This is a genomic window from Psychrobacillus sp. PGGUH221 (genome assembly GCF_042055255.1).
Taxonomy (GTDB): Bacteria; Bacillota; Bacilli; order Bacillales_A; family Planococcaceae; genus Psychrobacillus.
Window position 1 is genome coordinate 149,758 of sequence record NZ_JAQMHQ010000010.1, and the last position, 16,927, is coordinate 166,684.

Genomic DNA, 16,927 nt, shown 5'->3' on the forward strand with positions numbered 1-16,927 from the left:
AGAAGAATTGAGGGGAAATTATGAACTCATCTGCACAATTTTATTGGGATACATTTTGGAAAGGGAGAGTGAAACCTACATCTGTTAGTGCATGGCAGTTTGGAGGAATTCCAGATGAGTTAGCCCAACTAGTTGTCGATGGGGTTAAAACGGCAACTTGTTCTGGACACATCTTTTATAAATTAGAAAAAGAACCTCTACCAAAAGTGGATGACTACAGTGTTGTGCTAAATAGCCAAGATGAGCCAGTTTGTATTATTCGAACTACTGAAGTAACAATTTTGCCTATGAACAAGGTATCTGCAGAATTTGCATATGCTGAAGGAGAAGGAGATCGTTCTTACGATCACTGGAAAAATGCTCATGTTCAGTTTTTTACAAAAGCATTAGAGGAAGTAAATTTAGAGTTCTCCGAGGATATGTTGCTAGTTTGTGAGCGCTTTGAGTTAATCGATACCAAATAATGGAGTGAGAAGATGTTCAAAGCTGTTATGTTTTATACAAATCAATTAAAGATACTAAAAGGTTTCTATAGCAATGTGTTAGGGCTTCAAATTTTAGAGTCAAGCAGTTCCTATTTCACAGTATCTATTGGTACGTCCACGCTTACTTTTTGTGAGTCCGAGCAATCGACATTATACCATTTTGCTATTAATATTCCAGGTAATCAATTTACGCTTGCTAAGCATTGGGCATTAGAAAGAGTGACATTAAACAGAGAAGATTCTGTAGACGAAATTTACTATAAACGTTTTGATGCAGATGCTTTCTATTTTGAAGATCCAGCAGGGAATGTAATTGAATTCATTGCAAGACGCAGTGTGGACAAATGGAGCGACTTTAGTGTGGAATCACTATTGAATTTAAGTGAGGTAAGTATTACTACCCCTTTTGTTCAAGAAGTAGGAGATCAACTCCAAGATATTGGTATTCCAATTTCAGGTCACCTAGACATTGAACCAGATGAACTAAACTTTTTGGGAACTAAAGATACGTTTATTTTGTTAGTTCCACCTAATAGAAGATGGTACTTTTCTAAAAAAATAAGCGAAAATTCTCCTGTAGAAATAGAGCTTGAAGATGGCCAACGCCTTATAGTATCGAATGACGGAAAGATGCAAATAAAACAATAAAAGCGACAGAAAAATTCCTCTTTGGAATCCTCCTTGCCGCATTTGTTCGCTATTAATTTTGATGGGCAATCAGTGCTTGGGATAAAGTAGAATATGTTTTAATCGATGAAAAGTCTATTTCTAAGGATAGCGCTGTCCTTGCTAATTCTGGTCGTATACCAGAAAAAATAGGCTCTACACCAATCAGTTTAAGTGCTACTAGAAGTTGATATAGCTGTTGGGCCACCATTGTATCCAGAATAGGAACTCCAGATAAATCAATAAAAATAGTAAAAAGTTTTTTTGCAGTGCATTGCTCTAAAGTCGATTCCAATATTATTTGACTCCGTTGGGAATCAATTTTACCAACAAGTGGTAACACACCAATGCCCTCCTTTATTGGGATGACAGGACTGCTTAGCTCTAAAATTAGAGCTTGTTGATATTCGAGCATTTGCTGAGTTAGTTCGTAATGATGTTTTGAAAATATTTGCACTATATAATCAAAGGCTGAATTCATTTCATTTGACCAACTAGAGACATCGTCTACAGTAACTATCTTATCAGTAGATTTAATGAATTCTTGCACAAAGTTCCAATAAACTTTACGTGTATTATTAAATCCCTGAATACTTTCATGAATAGGGAATGATTCTGTAGCTCTTTTTTCAGCAACTTTAAATGCACGATTATCAATATATTCTTTAAATTTATCTTTGTTTTGTACAAAAATAGATGTAATAGCTTCTATTAAAGCTTCATTTTCTTTCCTTAAATATGCTTCAGTTTTTAATGTAACATATGTTGGGTTTGCGAGAAGTTGACAGGTAATCCATTCATCTGTAATTTTTGATTTATTCTCTATTAAATAATTATATAAATCTTCATTAAGTTTACTCATGGAATCCCTCGTTTTCTATATTCTAGTAATTATATTGTAGATTACTTAATGATTTTATACTAGTGATGTTCTTATACAGTGGCATAGCTTGGAGGGAATTAAATGCAAAAAAACACATGGCTAATCATCATTATGGCTATGCTTTTACTTATCGGTGTAGTTTATGTTTTAAATAACAATCAAAAAAACGTAATAGAGGATAAAACAAGTCAGTTAAGTGTAGCTACTCACTCTTTTGAGAAAGTATTGGCTTATGAAAATGACTACATGGGAGACGCAGCTAATACAAGTAATCTATTCAATAACTTGCCGCTAGCTAATGATAAAAAAAGTATAGAAATGGATTCGGAGAAATTAATATTAGTTGTAAACTATGATTCTCTAAGTAGTGAAGAAACGGAAAAAGCAGTCATTTACAACACTACAGCTGCTTTTGTGCTAATTAAAAATATAGAAGAAATCCATTTACAGTATTCAGATCGAACATATGTCGTTAAGAAAGCTAATGTGAAAGAATGGTTTGGAAACGACTTTTCTCAATTAATTAATCCAGAAGTTTTTAAGAAATTAGTACAAAAACCTTTGCTGGAGAAGGATAGCGGTGCATGGCTAAATTTTTATACAAAACAGGGGGAATAAACAATGATGGGTAGTTTAATGACAAAAATAGAGCAAATTCAAAGAGAAATAGATTTTTCAGGGGTGACTTTTGTTAAAAATGGAGAATCAGTGCTTTTAGAATCTAACACTGGCTATGCTAATCGTGGAGACTCTATAAAAAATAGGAAAGATACACGTTTCGGTATCGCATCTGGCTGTAAAATCTTCACAGCTGTTGCTATTTGTCAGCTTGTTGAGAAGCAAAAGCTAACGTTTGATACGAAGCTTATGGAATGCTTAGATATCTCTTTTCCGTATTTCGATGAAAATATAACAATTCATCACCTATTAACCCATACATCAGGTATTCCCGATTATTTTGATGAAGAGGTTATGGATGATTTTGAAGAATTATGGATAGCTAAACCGATGTATCATATGCGTCATTTGGAGGATTTTTTACCTTTTTTTCAAAATGAAAAAATGAAAGCTAATCCAGGTGAGCGATTTCACTATAATAATGCTGGCTATATTCTTCTAGGTTTAATCATTGAAAAAGTGAGTGGACAAGTATTTACCGATTATGTACAACAACATGTTTTTGATAAAGCAGGAATGGTCGATTCCGGTTATTTTGCTTTAGATAAACTTCCTGGGAATGTTGCTACTGGGTATATAGATTACAAGGACGGCACTTGGAAAACAAATGTATATTCATTGCCTGTCCAGGGGGGGTCGGATGGAGGAGCCTTTGTAAGTGCTATGGACATGGTGAAGTTTTGGGATGCTCTTTTGAGTAATGCGCTATTAAGTGAATCGGTAACCAATCAATTACTTTTTCCACATGTACTGGAAGATGGGAATGACTTTTATGGTTATGGAGTATGGATTGCTAAAAAAGAGGGAACTATTTTTAAGTATCATGTAATGGGTTATGACCCAGGCGTAAGCTTCCATTCTGCTTTTTATCCGCAATCCAACATCACACTAGCGATATGTGCAAATATCTCTAAAGGCGCATTTAAAGTAATGAAAGAAATAGAAGATGAACTGATGTGATAAGATTAAAAAATCCTGCAGAAGTAATGCAGGATTTTTCAACTCTTTTTTCGCTCTTCTCTTTGTTTTCGTAGTAGTTTATAGGCTAGATAGAGCATAGTGATTCCCAAGACCAATGAAAGAATGGAGAAAAGGATACTATTAAGACCTTTTCCAAATACTAATAATAGAAGATATAGTGGGACAATAATATATATAATCTTTTCTGCGTTAAGTTTCAGTTTGTTCTCCCCCTAATATGTTTTGTATATTCATTATAACAACAAAATAGTTAGGGCATTATTTTCTAACTAGAAAGTGATAAAATAATTTAATGGAGGTGGAATTTTTGAACATAACATCCTATGAGGTTGAAAAAATAAAAGATCCTACAGGAATCATTGTAGGGGATCGTTACGAATTTTTACTTGGTATTGAAGTACCGGAAGAAGATGAACTATTTGAAGAAGGCGATTCTTTAGATATAAGGGTTATTTTAGCAGTGGAAGATGCAGTGGAACGAATTGTTCAATATCACATTTTAAACAGAAGCAATGGCAAAGTATTGGATTTTGGTTTAGAAGACGAAGAAGAGGCACTTGTTCTCAACTTTTGTAAGGAACATTTTAACGAGGCGATATAAAAAATACTTTAGAGAAGGGAGATCCTTCTCTTTTTTAATGTATAAAAATGTTTATTCACGCAGCGATTTATCTTAGCTGTTTTCTTCTTTTGATAATTGGGGTAAACTGTAAGATAATGATTTAACACTATTCATCAGGAAATCACCACTACGGAATAATGTTAATTCCTGCATGAATGTGACTGATTTTAATGAGACTTTATCGGGTGAGCTCGATAAACATCTAGACACAAAGACGCCAAGGCGAATTTCATCATTAATAAAGGTGGCCATTTTAATGGAAATTACAAAGATAATGGAATATGTAAGTATATTAGAAGTCAAAAACGAAAAAGAGATAGAGATAACCGGACTTGCCTATAACTCTCGAAAAGTAGAAAAAGGACAAGTATTTGTTTGTATAAAAGGATTTAAGGTAGATGGACATCAATTTGCGGGACAAGCAGTTGAAAATGGTGCGATTGCACTAGTTGTCGAAGATTTTATAGAGGGATTAGAAGTTCCTCAGTACAAGGTAGAGAACGGTCGTGTTGCTCTTGCGACGCTTGCAGATACATTTTATAATCACCCAACGAGAAAATTAAAAACAATTGGAATAACTGCGACAAATGGGAAAACTTCTACATCCTTTATGACAAATGCCATTTTAGAGAATCATGGATTGACTACAGGATTAATGGGGACGGTAGTTGTAAAAATTGGAGATTATGCAGAGCCATCCGAATTAACGACTCCAGAATCTCTAGATTTACAACGCTTTTATGCACAAATGGTCGACGCTGGAGTTACTCACGCAACAATGGAAGTCTCTTCTTCAGCACTAGAGTTAAATCGAGTGGGCTGTGTTGATTTTGATATAGTAACTCTAAATAATATAAGTAGAGAGCATATTGATTTGCATTCTTCTTTCGAGAATTATTTTATGCATAAATCTAGTCTTATTCGTAACGCGGGAGCTGACAAGGTCGCTATTTTAAATCTAGACGATAAATATTCTGCTTCGCTTGTAAATAAAACAAAAGCAAAAGTAATCACAATAGGAGTAGAAAATCAAACGGCAGACGTCTTATGTAAAAACTTAGATTTATCGACAGGACGAGCTATATTTACTGTAGATATTACACGTGACCTAATTACATCAGATCTTGTTATTCCAAAGCAGCAATTTCAAATTGAACTTTCTACTCCTGGATTCCATTCAGTATATAACTCAATGGTAAGCATTGTCATTGGGTTACTTTGTGAAGTACCTGTTGAAACTATTCAAAAAAGCTTATTTGAATTTGTTGGAGTGGAACGTCGTTTTGAAATAATCTTTGAAGAAGATTTTAAAATCATTGATGATCATTTCGCTAATAGTGGAAATATAGATATTACGTTAGGAACATTAGAAAAAATGGAATTCAATCGCGTATCACTTGTATATGCTATTCGGGGAGATCGTGGAGTAACGGTCAATAAAGAAAATGCAGAAGCTATTGCAAGATGGGCTCCTAGACTTGGTATTCATGAAATCACTGCAACCCTTAGCCGTTCACATGTCACTCAGAAGGATGTAGTTTCAGATGCGGAGGTTGCAGTATTTAAAGAAGTGATGGATGAAGCAGGTATTATAGTTCATCTGTACGAAGAGTTACCAGATGCAATCGAACGTAGTTTGGGAGAAGTGACGGATGGCGATCTATTGTTACTGGCTGGATGTCAAGGTATGGATTATGGTGCAAAGATTGCGTTGGAGCAACTGGAAACCATTCGACCAGATGTAGACAAAAAGAAGCTATTCCAACCACTTGAAAAACGTGTAGCAGGGAACTCGTAAAAGTAAAACAGGGGCTGTTCTGAAAGTCATAAAAAAGACTTTTAAGGGCAGCCTCTTTCTTCATAGCTGCTCTTTAAAAGTGCGACATTATTACGTTCCAAGCGGACGCTTCCGCGGGCGAGCGCCGATCTAAAACATGCAAATGACATTTCCTCTAGATGTTATTGGAGAAATTTTCGTTTCTAAACCACATTTAAAACCCGCGTTCCAACCGTATAACAATCACCAAAGTATGGTGATTTTCGAATTACAATAGCCACTGGATTACAAAAAAAGAGAGGGGATCGTGACGCTAGTCACGATCCTCCTCTCCTAAAAATCACACGGTAATGATATAGCCAAGTCTGTCCACAGCTATCTGGAAACGATTGAAAATAGTTTTGCTTTTAAATGGCGCAATTTTCAAATGCAGACGAGGGTATTTCCCTTTACTCAGTTTCTCGGGTATTATTTTCACTATTTTCTACTACATGCTTAAGGATGGATAGTTTGTTATGCCAGAATTGCTCATAGTAAGAAAGCCATTGTTTTAATTCCTGTAATGGTTCTGTATGAAGGCGATAGATCTTTTCTCTTCCAACCTTTTGACCACTGACTAACTCAGCCTCCGTTAACACGTTAAGATGTTTTGCTATTGCGGTACGACTCATTGGGAAGTGGGAAGTGATTTCCGAAATCGGTAGCTCTTTTTCAGCTAGTAGCTTTAGAACCTCTCTGCGAGTTGGATCGGCTATGGCCTGAAATACATCATACTTTTTTGCAGAAGTTTCCACTTAATTTTCAATAGCCTTTCTTAAACGCTCTTGTACGATTCCTTCCCAACCATGAGCCATTCTATCACGGATAACAGAACTTTTTTCATTCGGTTTTATAAGTTTGTCATCTGCTTCTTTCCAACCGCCATGAATAAGAGTAAATTCTGTTTTATCGTCCATCTCTTTTAAAATAAATGAAACAAACCATCCTTCTGTATCCCAAATAAAAGAAAGCTTATTTGGCGGGTCTACTTCTGTTACTTTACAAGGGGATGGACCGAAAGGAGATTGAATATGAAACTCGTATCCCTCTTCTAATTGAAAGTCATTCGGCATAAACCATTTTGCAATCCCATCAGCGGTTGATACATTTTCCCATACTTTTTGAATAGGTGCATTTATAGTGACTGTTTGTATAATATCTTTAAGTTTATTTCCCACATAATATCCTTCTTTCTCCAAAAAAAATAAAACCAAATGGTTTCATATAAAATAATACGAAACAAAATGGTTTCATGTCAAGTGATTACCATTCAATCTGTTCTGGGTAGTTCACATTAAAACGTAAATCGTGTATAGCACTTTTTGTTTTACTAGCTTCCGCAATTACTTTTTTCTTGATAGCCTCATATTCGCCATTTTCCATTACGATATTTTGGACGATTGAAGAAAAAGATTTAGTTCGTTGCTCTTTAGTCATCTCAATATAAGATAGATTTAACATATCAATATACTGAATTGCATATTCTTCTACAGTTGTTTCTGGTGAATAAACAGCACTCAGTATTACTGCGTACTCTTCGTTTGTTAATATATCCTTCCATGCTTCCGAAATAAGTGCTTGGAATTTGCGAACATTTACAATATGCAAATCAAAATCATTCGCAAATTCGTATTTTTTATATAACTGGATAAAATCATTTAAGGCAATAAATGAGAAAACTAGCTCAGGCCACAAAATCTCGGTAGAGTAATAAATATTATTTTCTGGAGCTATAAAGTCATGGGATTTCATCATTTCTTTGTGTAAGCCATTTGCTACAAAATCAATATTGCGATTTCCTTGATAGGCATAACGTATTTCGGATGTCACACCTAATAAACGCATTCGAGCTCCTTGCCAGTCCATATATCGATCTTCTTTTCCCGTCAGATGATGTATTGCAGAGCAAAGCTCATCTAAATCCCAAAAATCACCACTAATTAATACGCCCGTCATATTTTCCGTGCTTTTTAACGCAAGCATATTCTCCACCTCCTAAGGTTCTATTACCTTTTTGGTGAATAGTTAAGCGTAGAAAACAATTCTTTTTTCTCTAAATCGGTCAATTCTCTCCATTCTCCAATAGATAGACCTTCTAATGTTATATTCATAATACGAATACGTTGTAATCTCTTCACAGTAAATCCTAGTGCAGAACACATTCTTCTTATTTGTCTGTTTAAACCTTGTGTAAGAGTTATATTAAAAGTATTTTGACCAACTTTTTTTACTTTTGCGGGTAGTGTTTTCGTTCCTAAAATATTTACACCAGAAGCCATTTTTTCAATGAATGAATCGGTTATTCTTTCATTTACAGTAACAATATATTCTTTTTCATGTTTATTTTCAGCCCGTAATATTTCATTCACTATGTCTCCATCATTCGTCATCAAAATTAATCCATCCGAATCTTTATCTAAGCGACCAATATGAAAAATACGAAGTGGGTGATTGACAAAATCGACAATATTACCTTTTACGTGACGTTCTGTTGTGCTGGTGATACCGACCGGTTTATTCAAAACGAGATACACTAATGGTTGTTCAACGGCAATCGGTTTTCCGTCTACACGCACGTCGTCTCCAGCTTCCACTTTACTTCCAAGTTCAGCCATCATTCCATTGATAGTTACTCTACCATCTGTTATCCATTTATCGGCACCACGTCTTGAGACAATTCCAGCTTCACTTAAAAATTTATTAATGCGCATCCTAAAACACCTACTTTTCTTGTTAGAATGATTATAACAAAACTTGAAACTATTTTAGAGTAAAGCGCGTAAAAAAGAAAAGGAGTGATTGACTATGACGATTAATCAAAAAATAGAAGAGACATTCAACACTTTAAAAAAATTATTAAGCTGGGGTGTTGATAAACGTGTCACTCTCTCGCTTGCTGGTTATTATGTGACGCTAGATAAAGAACTAAATGAAAGTAGATTCAAGGAAATAGAGATCGTTATTAAAAAGAAAGCGGGTATATTCTCTCCATTACGTTCACACTTAAACCCGCTTTTCATTGCTACATTAGATGTAGCAGGCCAAGAGCCACAACAAGCTGTAGATTTATTATTAGAGAAGATAGAAGCATTAAAAAACTCTTCCTTTAAAGTAAATAGTTATACTTATTTAGCAGCGTTATTGATGTCAGATGACAAAGTAAACTGGACAGAGGAAATGGAACGGTCTAAACAGCTAATGGCGGATATGAAGAAGCACCATCGGTTTTTAACATCAACAGACGATTATCCCTATGCCATGTTTTTAGGGAAATTAAATGGAGATACCGCTGTCCGTGCAGAAACGATGAATCGCTACTATCAGGAGCTTAGAAATTATAAATTCTACTCCGGAAATGAACTACAATGGATGTCGCAGGTACTAACGTATACAAATGCTGAATATGAGGAAGACTTGGTGAAACGTGCAGTCATTATTCGAGATGGATTAAAAAGTGTAAAGATAAAAACATCAGCCCCTCAATATCCTATGATTGGATTTATGGCTGCACTGAAAATGAATGAAGAACAACTACAAGCAATAGTTACAACATATGAATCACTAGCGAGTATGAAACTATTCTCTTGGTATAAGGATAGTGCTCTATCTATCGCTCTTGGATGGGAAATGAGAGCTTCCAAAGACACTTATACTACAGCGGCCATCTCAATGGCAACATCGCTTGAAATGCTACTTCAAGCACAACAGGCAATGATGATTTCAACAATCGCAGCTTCAAGTGCCGCAGCTTCATCTTCGAACACTGAATGATCTTCATGCTATACTATAACTGATATGCTTTACGAAAAAACGATAGAGCAAATAAAGAAAATTTTGAGGAGTAATACATGATGAACACAAATCCAATGAGTCAATCTAGAACTATACAAACCCACTTGATCCTTCCGCCTGATACAAATCATCACCAAACTATTTTTGGTGGACGGGTACTTGCATTTATCGATGAGATCGCAGCGATTTCGTCCATGAAGCATGCGCAAGGTGCAGTGGTAACTGCTTCAATAGACTCTGTTGATTTCCTTTCTTCTGCAAAAGTAGGGGATGTATTGGAGTTAGAGGCTGTTGTTTCAAATACAGGTCGTTCATCTATGGAAGTTTATGTTCGAGTAACCTCGATGAATTTAATAACTGGAGAAGAAAAACTTACAACGGAGTCTTTTGTAACAATGGTTGCAGTAGATGAAAATGGTAAGCCTGTTTCGGTACCGGGTATTCATCCTGAAACAGAAGAAGAAACTCGTTTATTTGAATCAGGTCCTGCTAGACGTATCCATCGTAAACAGCGATTAGAGATGAATTACTAATTGATAAGGATGTGAATATATGCTTAAACAAATAGATGAATTTTATAAGTATATTATGATCACGCTGCTCGTTGTATATTTAATAAACTACGCGTATTTTGGCGAGGTTACTATCACATTCACAATCATAGCACTTGCTATTGTTCTTGAAATAATTAGGCAAAGACACCATATTAAACAGCTCACCTATGCACAGCTTTCTATTATTGGAGTAGTGCTTATAGCGGGTATTGCAGGTATTATTTATTTATTTGTCTTATTCAGCATTTTTATAGTTCCTCTAAGTTTGCCAACTGCAGTAGAGGACCTATTACTAATTGCTTTTGCGCTTATTAGTTTATATGTATTAGGATATTTCTTGAAAAAATTATACGTTCGTGCAATTGAAAAACACTAAAAAACCTTTAGAAGTCCCTTAAAATAGGTCTTCTAAAGGTTTTTTTCTATAGATCAAGATTCAATCCCTTACTTTGGAATGCTTTATCATAATGAAACCATTTCAAATGTTCATTCGTAAGCATAAAAGAAGGAGTGATGGGCTATGCAACATATATACGAACGTGCTGCAAAATATACAAAGCTAGGATCGATACTAATATTTGGCCTATACATAGTTTTAGTAGTTATTTTTAGAGATGTACTGTTGTACGATTTTGAGACTCATTTTTTAATAGGATTTACGGTTTTTATATTGTTTAGTACTTCTTTTGTCATTCAAAATGCTGCAGACAAATTACCGAAAGAGCAGCAAATAGATAGTGAATATTATTCTGCTGAATTTCCCATAAAAGAACTTAATTTTCAAAGGGATGTATCTATTATTCCAGTTACCTACTTAGTTTCAGGAAGAGGAGAACGTTTATATAAGATTGAACCTGCTAAGGACCATGGAGTTAAGAAGATGCTATCTGCATTTGAGATCTTTCAAAAGGGAATGTTGATACCCATTACATACAATTTAAAAACAATGGATGATAGTATAGTCAGTCAATTCACTTTGAAAAATAAATTAAAATTTATGCAGATAAAAGTTTATGACCACACAAAAAACCATTTATCCACTGTTGTCATGCCTCCTTTTTCAGTTAAAAATAGAGCCATTATTTTTAATGCGAACAATGAGAAGATACTGCAAATGGAAGCAAAAAGTATGTATGGAGATATTGATGTCGATGATTCCAATGGAAAACGGTTAGCTACGTACCGTTTTGGAATTTTTCCTTATGCAACTCATCCTGCATTTGAAATACAAGCAGTAAACGTGCATGTGTCGCTTGCACATGACTTGACCCATGCTCAAAAACTCACTTTTACTGCATTATTTTACTATTGGACCGGTAACGTAAAATAAAAAAGGAGCTGACATTACGACGTCAGCTCTTTTTTAGTTTTTAAATAGAGAAAACCAGCCTTTAAATTTAAACCAAGCAAGCATGGAAAGAGCAATAACAACGATCAATCCCATCACGACAAAATAACCATATTTCCACTCTAGCTCAGGCATATACGCAAAATTCATTCCGTATACTCCTACGATAAATGTCAATGGTATAAAAACGGTGGATACGATCGTTAAAATCATCATAATCCGATTCATTCGACTAGAGTTAATCGACATATGACTGTCTCTAATATCTGCAGTAAGTTCTCGATTAGATTCAATCATTTCCGTGAGCTTTAGCAAGTGATCATAAATGTCTCCAAAATATGCACGTTCAGAGTGTTGTAAATTTATTCGTTCGGAATTCATAATACGGTACAATAAATCCCGCATAGGTATCACTGTTCTACGTAATCTAAGCAAATCACTACGTAAGTCAAAAACTTGATCTATAGATAAATGTCTCATATCTGAAGAAAGCTTGTCTTCTACTTCATTCAAATAATCCTCAATTTTATAGACGATTGGAAAATAAGCATCCACTACTTTATCGACGATATGATAGGTTGCATGCATGGCCCCACGTTCCCAGCCTTCTGAATTTCGAATAATGCGTTCTCGTGCTTGAGCCAATTCATGCATAGGTGGAAAGTGGAAGGTGACAACATAATCCTTTCCAACAAAAATATCTAGTTCTTCCGCTTCTAACGTTTCTTCATTAATGGTATGTAGAACATAAAACGCATACCCATCATAATGGTCTAACTTTGGACGTTGAAGTCTTAGTAAACAGTCTTCTATTGCTAGCGGATGGAAATGGAAAAAAGAGCTAAGAAGATTCTCTTCTTCTTGAGAAGGTTCTCCAATATCAATCCAATACCATTCAAACGTTTTATTTTTAATATCATGGAGAGGAAAATCACATATTATTTCGTGATCGGTTGTAATGCCCATCGTTTGAATCATATCAAAACCTCACTTTTACATTGAATGCATGTTGCCATTATCTCATATTCGCATACTTCCATCAAAACACACCTCATAATATTTAACCTATAAATTATTTATAATGACTGGAAAAGTTTGATTAAATAAAAAATAGTATTGACATATATAATTTCTATCTGTATAGTGGGTATTAATCAAATATAACAACTTTCTTATCAAGAGAGGTGGAGGGACTTGGCCCTAGGATACCTCAGCAACAGGCATTTTTGCACTGTGCTAATTCCAAAAGCTTTTAGGCTTGAAGATAAGAAGAGAATAATCACTTAACGACGTGTAAACCTCTTCTTGTTTCTAAGAAGAGGTTTTATTTGATTTAAAGAGCTATATGGAAAGAATTTTGGCTTTGGTTTCACCTCGTTCACTTCAGTTACCCATTCGTAAGAAGTGTATCGAGTTAAATATAAAACTTCTTTTTTGAAGATCCCATTTGATCAATAGAGAAAGAAAGTATTTATTTTACACCACACAGAGTTTTGAACTAATCAACCCCCTTGTCTATATACTGGCAAAGGGGTTGATTAGTTATTCGGGTTCATTTTTATTTGTAATTAACTGAGGTGTTTGTCTAGTTTCTATAGCCTGCTTTTGCATTTACTAATATAAGTGCAAGAAGGAGGTGAATTTATTGTGAACCAATATCATCATAGACCTTGTCATTCATGCCATCAACCTCAAGTATCCCCATGGCAACAACCACCTGCGCAGCCAATTGTATGTCCACCGCAATATCGTGTACGTGATTCCTTTATACCGAGAATGCAACCTGTAATTCATCCAATCGTTAATGTGAATCGCGAGCATATTGTAAATGTTCCACAGCATTACTTTACAGAGACCAATCGAAACGTAGTTGTGAATCCACCCCTACAAGCATACCCATATCCGCAAGGAGGATTCCAACAACCATTCCAACGTCCTTTCTTCGGTCCTCGTTACTAAGGATATTATTGTTAGCTACGGCAACGCAGGAGCAACGAACTTAACTGCGACGAGTAGCAACCGCAACGCAGGAGCAAACGAACTTAACTGCGACGAGTAGCAACCGCAACGCAGGAGCAACGATCTCAACTGCGACGAGTAGCTATGCTACGCAGGAGCAACCGAACTTAACTGCGACGAGCAAGTGAAACGGCGCAGGAGCAAATGCCTTTTTAAAAGCGCATTTGCTTTTTTTGTGTGTAAAATCCTTAATCTATTCCTTTGTTTAAAATTTTTTGTTAATGTTCGCATTACTCATCAAATCCGTGTATTTACCAAAAAAAAGGCATTATAAATATTTAGACATATTGTAATTTTCTATATATTTTGATAAAGTTATATTTATTTTGATGGGTGAAATGATTAAGGGGGATGGAAATGAAGCTTTTTCTTTCAATTGATATGGAAGGAATCACAGGTTTGCCGGATCATACTTTTGTGGACTCCAGTAAGCATAATTATGAACGTGCTCGCCGTATAATGACACAAGAGGCAAATGCAATTGTAGAAGGTGCTCTATCTGTAGGTGTAAAAGAGATTTTAGTTAATGATAGTCACTCTAAAATGAATAATATTTTAGTAGAAGAGTTGCATCCAGAAGCTTCTTTAATAACGGGAGATGTGAAGCCGTTTTCGATGGTGCAGGCATTAGATGAATCTTACCTTGGTGCAGTATTTGCTGGTTATCATTCGAGAGCAGGACAACCTGGAGTAATGAGTCACTCAATGATATTCGGAGTTAGAAATATGTATATAAACGATGTAGAAATTGGTGAACTGGGATTAAATGCATATGTAGCAGGGCACTTTGGTGTACCAGTTATTATGGTTGCAGGCGATGATGGTGCGTGTAAAGAAGCTGAGGCACTGATTCCTGGAGTTGTCACTGCAGTAGTGAAAGAGTCTATCTCAAGATCAGCGGTTAAGACATTGCATCCACAAAAAGCACATGCACTATTGAGAGAAAAGGTAGCTGTAGCGATTAGTAATAGAGATCAAATCAAACCGCTCACCCCTCCTAAAAATCCAACATTACGTATTGAATTTGTTAATTATGGTCAAGCGGAATGGGCGGCACTTATACCTGGTTGTGAAATTATAGAAGGAACGACAATAGTTAAGTTCGAGGCAAAAGATATATTAGAAGCATACCGGGCGATGCTTGTAATGGTAGAGCTAGCAATGCAAACGAAATTTTGTTAAGGGGGGAGTTTGCTTATGGCGAAATATATTATTAAACGTTTTATTATGATGATTGCTACGATTCTTATCATTGCTACCGTAACCTTCATATTAATGCATTCGGTTCCAGGGTCTCCATTTGAAGGAGAAAGGACATCTAATCCTACGATTCAAGCAAACTTAGAAAAGTTTTACAAACTTGATGAACCGATGCATGTTCAGTATTTGTATTATTTAAAGTCGATTGTGACATTTGACTTTGGACCATCGATTAAAAAGCCGAATGACTCCGTAAATGAATTACTTGCAAGGGGATTCCCAATATCTTTTGAGTTGGGAATGGTTACGATACTAGTCGCTTTAATATCTGGAATTATCTTAGGGACGCTTGCTGCACTCCGGCACAACGGAATAATTGACTACTTAGCAATGACTTTTGCCGTTGTAGGGATTTCTGTCCCGAATTTCGTGCTAGCAACCTTACTTATTCAACAATTGGCAGTAAACTTGGAATGGTTTCCAGCGGCTACTTGGAGCAGCCCGATACATATGATATTACCTACTTTAGCTCTTGCAACAGGTCCTACAGCAATAATTGCACGATTAACGAGATCTAGCATGCTCGAAGTATTGACTCAGGACTATATAAAAATGGCCCGGGCAAAAGGTCTTTCACCGGTGAGAATCGTCGTGCGACATGCGTTAAGAAATGCCCTTATGCCGGTTGTAACTATTTTAGGAACAATGCTTGCTGGTATATTAACAGGGACTTTTGTTATTGAGCGGATATTTGCCATTCCAGGAATGGGAAAATACTTCGTAGAGAGTATTAACAACCGAGATTATCCGGTTATTATGGGGTCTACCGTTTTCTATAGTGCGTTTCTCGTATTCATGTTGTTTCTTGTAGATATTGTATACGGATTTCTAGATCCACGAATAAAATTACACCGTAAAGAGGGGGATGCGTAATGACAAACCCACAAAATGTGGTTTCCCCACAAAATGTACAGGACGAGTGGTTTAGACCAAAACCAAAAAATCAAGAAAAAGCGGAGGCTGTTGTAAGGCCGTCGTTATCTTATTGGAAAGATGCATGGCGCAGACTCCGAAAAAATAAACTTGCAATGGGCGGGCTAATATTTCTTATTTTACTTACGCTCTTTGCCATATTTGGTCCAATTTTTTCTCCTTATTCAGTAACAGCCACTGATTATCCTAGTCAAAATCAGGCGCCTTCTGCTGCCCATTGGTTTGGCACGGATGAGGCTGGTCGTGATGTATTTACTAGGACATGGTATGGTGCTCGAATCTCTTTATTTGTAGGAGTAATGGCAGCCCTTATAGACTTTTTCATTGGAATTATTTATGGCGGTTTGAGTGGATATAAAGGTGGACGAACGGATGCAGTAATGATGCGTATAGTAGAAGTGCTTTACGGATTGCCGCATTTGTTGGTTGTTATTTTACTAATGGTTGTAATGGGGGCGAGCTTAACCACTATTATTGTTGCACTTACGGTGACAGGGTGGGTAGGTATGGCTCGTATTGTTCGAGGACAGGTACTTCAAATAAAAAACTATGAATTCGTGACCGCCTCCAAATCCTTTGGTGCAAAGACTTCTAGAATTTTACGCAAAAACCTCCTGCCGAACACAATGGGTCCGATTATAGTTCAAATGACGCTTACTGTTCCAAGTGCTATTTTTGCAGAAGCATTTCTAAGCTTTTTAGGATTAGGAATTGCTGCTCCCTTTGCAAGTTGGGGTGTTATGGCAAATGATGCATTGCCTGTAATTTTATCGGGGCACTGGTGGCGTTTATTATTTCCAGCACTTTTCATTTCCCTGACGATGTTTGCTTTTAATGTATTGGGAGATGGTTTACAAGATGCACTTGATCCAAAATTGAGGAGGTAGCTG

20 protein-coding genes and 1 riboswitch are annotated in these 16,927 nt (G+C 36.0%); of the genes, 14 read left to right on the plus strand and 6 right to left on the minus strand.

Going from position 1 to position 16,927, the window contains the following annotated elements; all coding sequences use genetic code 11:
* Positions 1-20 precede the first annotated feature (20 nt).
* Together PGC35_RS17410 and PGC35_RS17415 are read left to right on the plus strand one after the other, a co-directional pair.
* Positions 21-464 (plus strand): ASCH domain-containing protein, encoded by a 444-nt coding sequence (locus tag PGC35_RS17410; protein WP_053591252.1) that lies wholly within the window; start codon positions 21-23, stop codon positions 462-464.
* Between the two features lie 12 nt (positions 465-476).
* Positions 477-1,133: a glyoxalase gene (locus tag PGC35_RS17415; RefSeq protein ID WP_375220051.1), complete on the plus strand. Its 657-nt coding sequence runs from the start codon at positions 477-479 to the stop codon at positions 1,131-1,133.
* A 52-nt stretch (positions 1,134-1,185) separates the two neighbouring features.
* Here PGC35_RS17415 and PGC35_RS17420 read toward each other — a convergent pair whose 3' ends face one another.
* Positions 1,186-2,013, minus strand: a complete 828-nt coding sequence (locus PGC35_RS17420) for an STAS domain-containing protein (protein ID WP_056831266.1) — start codon at positions 2,011-2,013, stop codon at positions 1,186-1,188.
* Positions 2,014-2,115: 102 nt separating this feature from the next.
* Here PGC35_RS17420 and PGC35_RS17425 point away from each other — a divergent pair, with 102 nt between their 5' ends.
* The 4 genes from PGC35_RS17425 to PGC35_RS17440 all read left to right on the plus strand — a co-directional run bounded on the left by PGC35_RS17425 (position 2,116) and on the right by PGC35_RS17440 (position 6,113).
* Complete coding sequence (locus PGC35_RS17425; RefSeq protein WP_375220052.1) at positions 2,116-2,652, plus strand: DUF4825 domain-containing protein; 537 nt, start codon at positions 2,116-2,118, stop codon at positions 2,650-2,652.
* Positions 2,653-2,655: 3 nt separating this feature from the next.
* Positions 2,656-3,672, plus strand: coding sequence for a serine hydrolase domain-containing protein (locus PGC35_RS17430; RefSeq protein WP_375220053.1), 1,017 nt, complete (start codon positions 2,656-2,658; stop codon positions 3,670-3,672).
* 328 nt (positions 3,673-4,000) lie between these two features.
* Positions 4,001-4,294 (plus strand): DUF6509 family protein, encoded by a 294-nt coding sequence (locus PGC35_RS17435; protein ID WP_053591257.1) that lies wholly within the window; start codon positions 4,001-4,003, stop codon positions 4,292-4,294.
* 277 nt (positions 4,295-4,571) lie between these two features.
* Positions 4,572-6,113 carry a Mur ligase family protein gene (locus PGC35_RS17440; RefSeq protein ID WP_375220054.1) on the plus strand — a complete coding sequence of 514 codons (1,542 nt, stop codon included), beginning with the start codon at positions 4,572-4,574 and terminating at the stop codon, positions 6,111-6,113.
* A gap of 428 nt (positions 6,114-6,541) precedes the next feature.
* Here the strand turns inward: PGC35_RS17440 and PGC35_RS17445 are convergent, their stop codons facing one another.
* The 4 genes from PGC35_RS17445 to rluF form a co-directional block, all read right to left on the minus strand.
* Positions 6,542-6,886 (minus strand): ArsR/SmtB family transcription factor, encoded by a 345-nt coding sequence (locus PGC35_RS17445; RefSeq protein WP_056831257.1) that lies wholly within the window; start codon positions 6,884-6,886, stop codon positions 6,542-6,544.
* Positions 6,887-7,309, minus strand: a complete 423-nt coding sequence (locus PGC35_RS17450; RefSeq protein WP_375220055.1) for an SRPBCC family protein — start codon at positions 7,307-7,309, stop codon at positions 6,887-6,889.
* A gap of 85 nt (positions 7,310-7,394) precedes the next feature.
* Complete coding sequence (locus tag PGC35_RS17455) at positions 7,395-8,114, minus strand: DUF6904 family protein (protein WP_053591261.1); 720 nt, start codon at positions 8,112-8,114, stop codon at positions 7,395-7,397.
* Positions 8,115-8,137: 23 nt separating this feature from the next.
* Positions 8,138-8,842 carry a 23S rRNA pseudouridine(2604) synthase RluF gene (gene rluF / locus PGC35_RS17460; RefSeq protein WP_375220056.1) on the minus strand — a complete coding sequence of 235 codons (705 nt, stop codon included), beginning with the start codon at positions 8,840-8,842 and terminating at the stop codon, positions 8,138-8,140.
* A 94-nt stretch (positions 8,843-8,936) separates the two neighbouring features.
* Here rluF and PGC35_RS17465 point away from each other — a divergent pair, with 94 nt between their 5' ends.
* From PGC35_RS17465 to PGC35_RS17480, 4 genes are all read left to right on the plus strand, one after another.
* Positions 8,937-9,902, plus strand: a complete 966-nt coding sequence (locus tag PGC35_RS17465; RefSeq protein WP_375220057.1) for a DUF4003 family protein — start codon at positions 8,937-8,939, stop codon at positions 9,900-9,902.
* Positions 9,903-9,979: 77 nt separating this feature from the next.
* Positions 9,980-10,456, plus strand: a complete 477-nt coding sequence (locus PGC35_RS17470) for an acyl-CoA thioesterase (protein WP_056831249.1) — start codon at positions 9,980-9,982, stop codon at positions 10,454-10,456.
* Between the two features lie 19 nt (positions 10,457-10,475).
* Entirely contained in the window at positions 10,476-10,853 is a 378-nt protein-coding gene (locus PGC35_RS17475; protein WP_053591265.1) for a hypothetical protein, read from the plus strand.
* Between the two features lie 144 nt (positions 10,854-10,997).
* Positions 10,998-11,807, plus strand: a complete 810-nt coding sequence (locus PGC35_RS17480; protein WP_375220058.1) for a hypothetical protein — start codon at positions 10,998-11,000, stop codon at positions 11,805-11,807.
* Positions 11,808-11,840: 33 nt separating this feature from the next.
* Here the strand turns inward: PGC35_RS17480 and corA are convergent, their stop codons facing one another.
* Positions 11,841-12,803: a magnesium/cobalt transporter CorA gene (gene corA / locus PGC35_RS17485; RefSeq protein WP_056831241.1), complete on the minus strand. Its 963-nt coding sequence runs from the start codon at positions 12,801-12,803 to the stop codon at positions 11,841-11,843.
* 191 nt (positions 12,804-12,994) lie between these two features.
* A riboswitch (SAM riboswitch) is annotated at positions 12,995-13,096 on the plus strand.
* A 376-nt stretch (positions 13,097-13,472) separates the two neighbouring features.
* Between corA and PGC35_RS17490 the strand changes: the two genes are divergently transcribed.
* From PGC35_RS17490 to PGC35_RS17505, 4 genes are all read left to right on the plus strand, one after another.
* Positions 13,473-13,784, plus strand: coding sequence for a hypothetical protein (locus tag PGC35_RS17490; RefSeq protein ID WP_197275675.1), 312 nt, complete (start codon positions 13,473-13,475; stop codon positions 13,782-13,784).
* A gap of 417 nt (positions 13,785-14,201) precedes the next feature.
* Positions 14,202-15,026, plus strand: a complete 825-nt coding sequence (locus tag PGC35_RS17495) for a M55 family metallopeptidase (RefSeq protein ID WP_375220059.1) — start codon at positions 14,202-14,204, stop codon at positions 15,024-15,026.
* 15 nt (positions 15,027-15,041) lie between these two features.
* Positions 15,042-15,977, plus strand: coding sequence for an ABC transporter permease (locus PGC35_RS17500; RefSeq protein WP_053591269.1), 936 nt, complete (start codon positions 15,042-15,044; stop codon positions 15,975-15,977).
* A complete protein-coding gene (locus tag PGC35_RS17505; RefSeq protein ID WP_053591270.1) occupies positions 15,977-16,924 on the plus strand; it encodes an ABC transporter permease in 948 nt (315 codons plus the stop codon). Before PGC35_RS17500 ends, PGC35_RS17505 begins: the two co-directional genes overlap by 1 nt.
* Positions 16,925-16,927 lie beyond the last annotated feature (3 nt).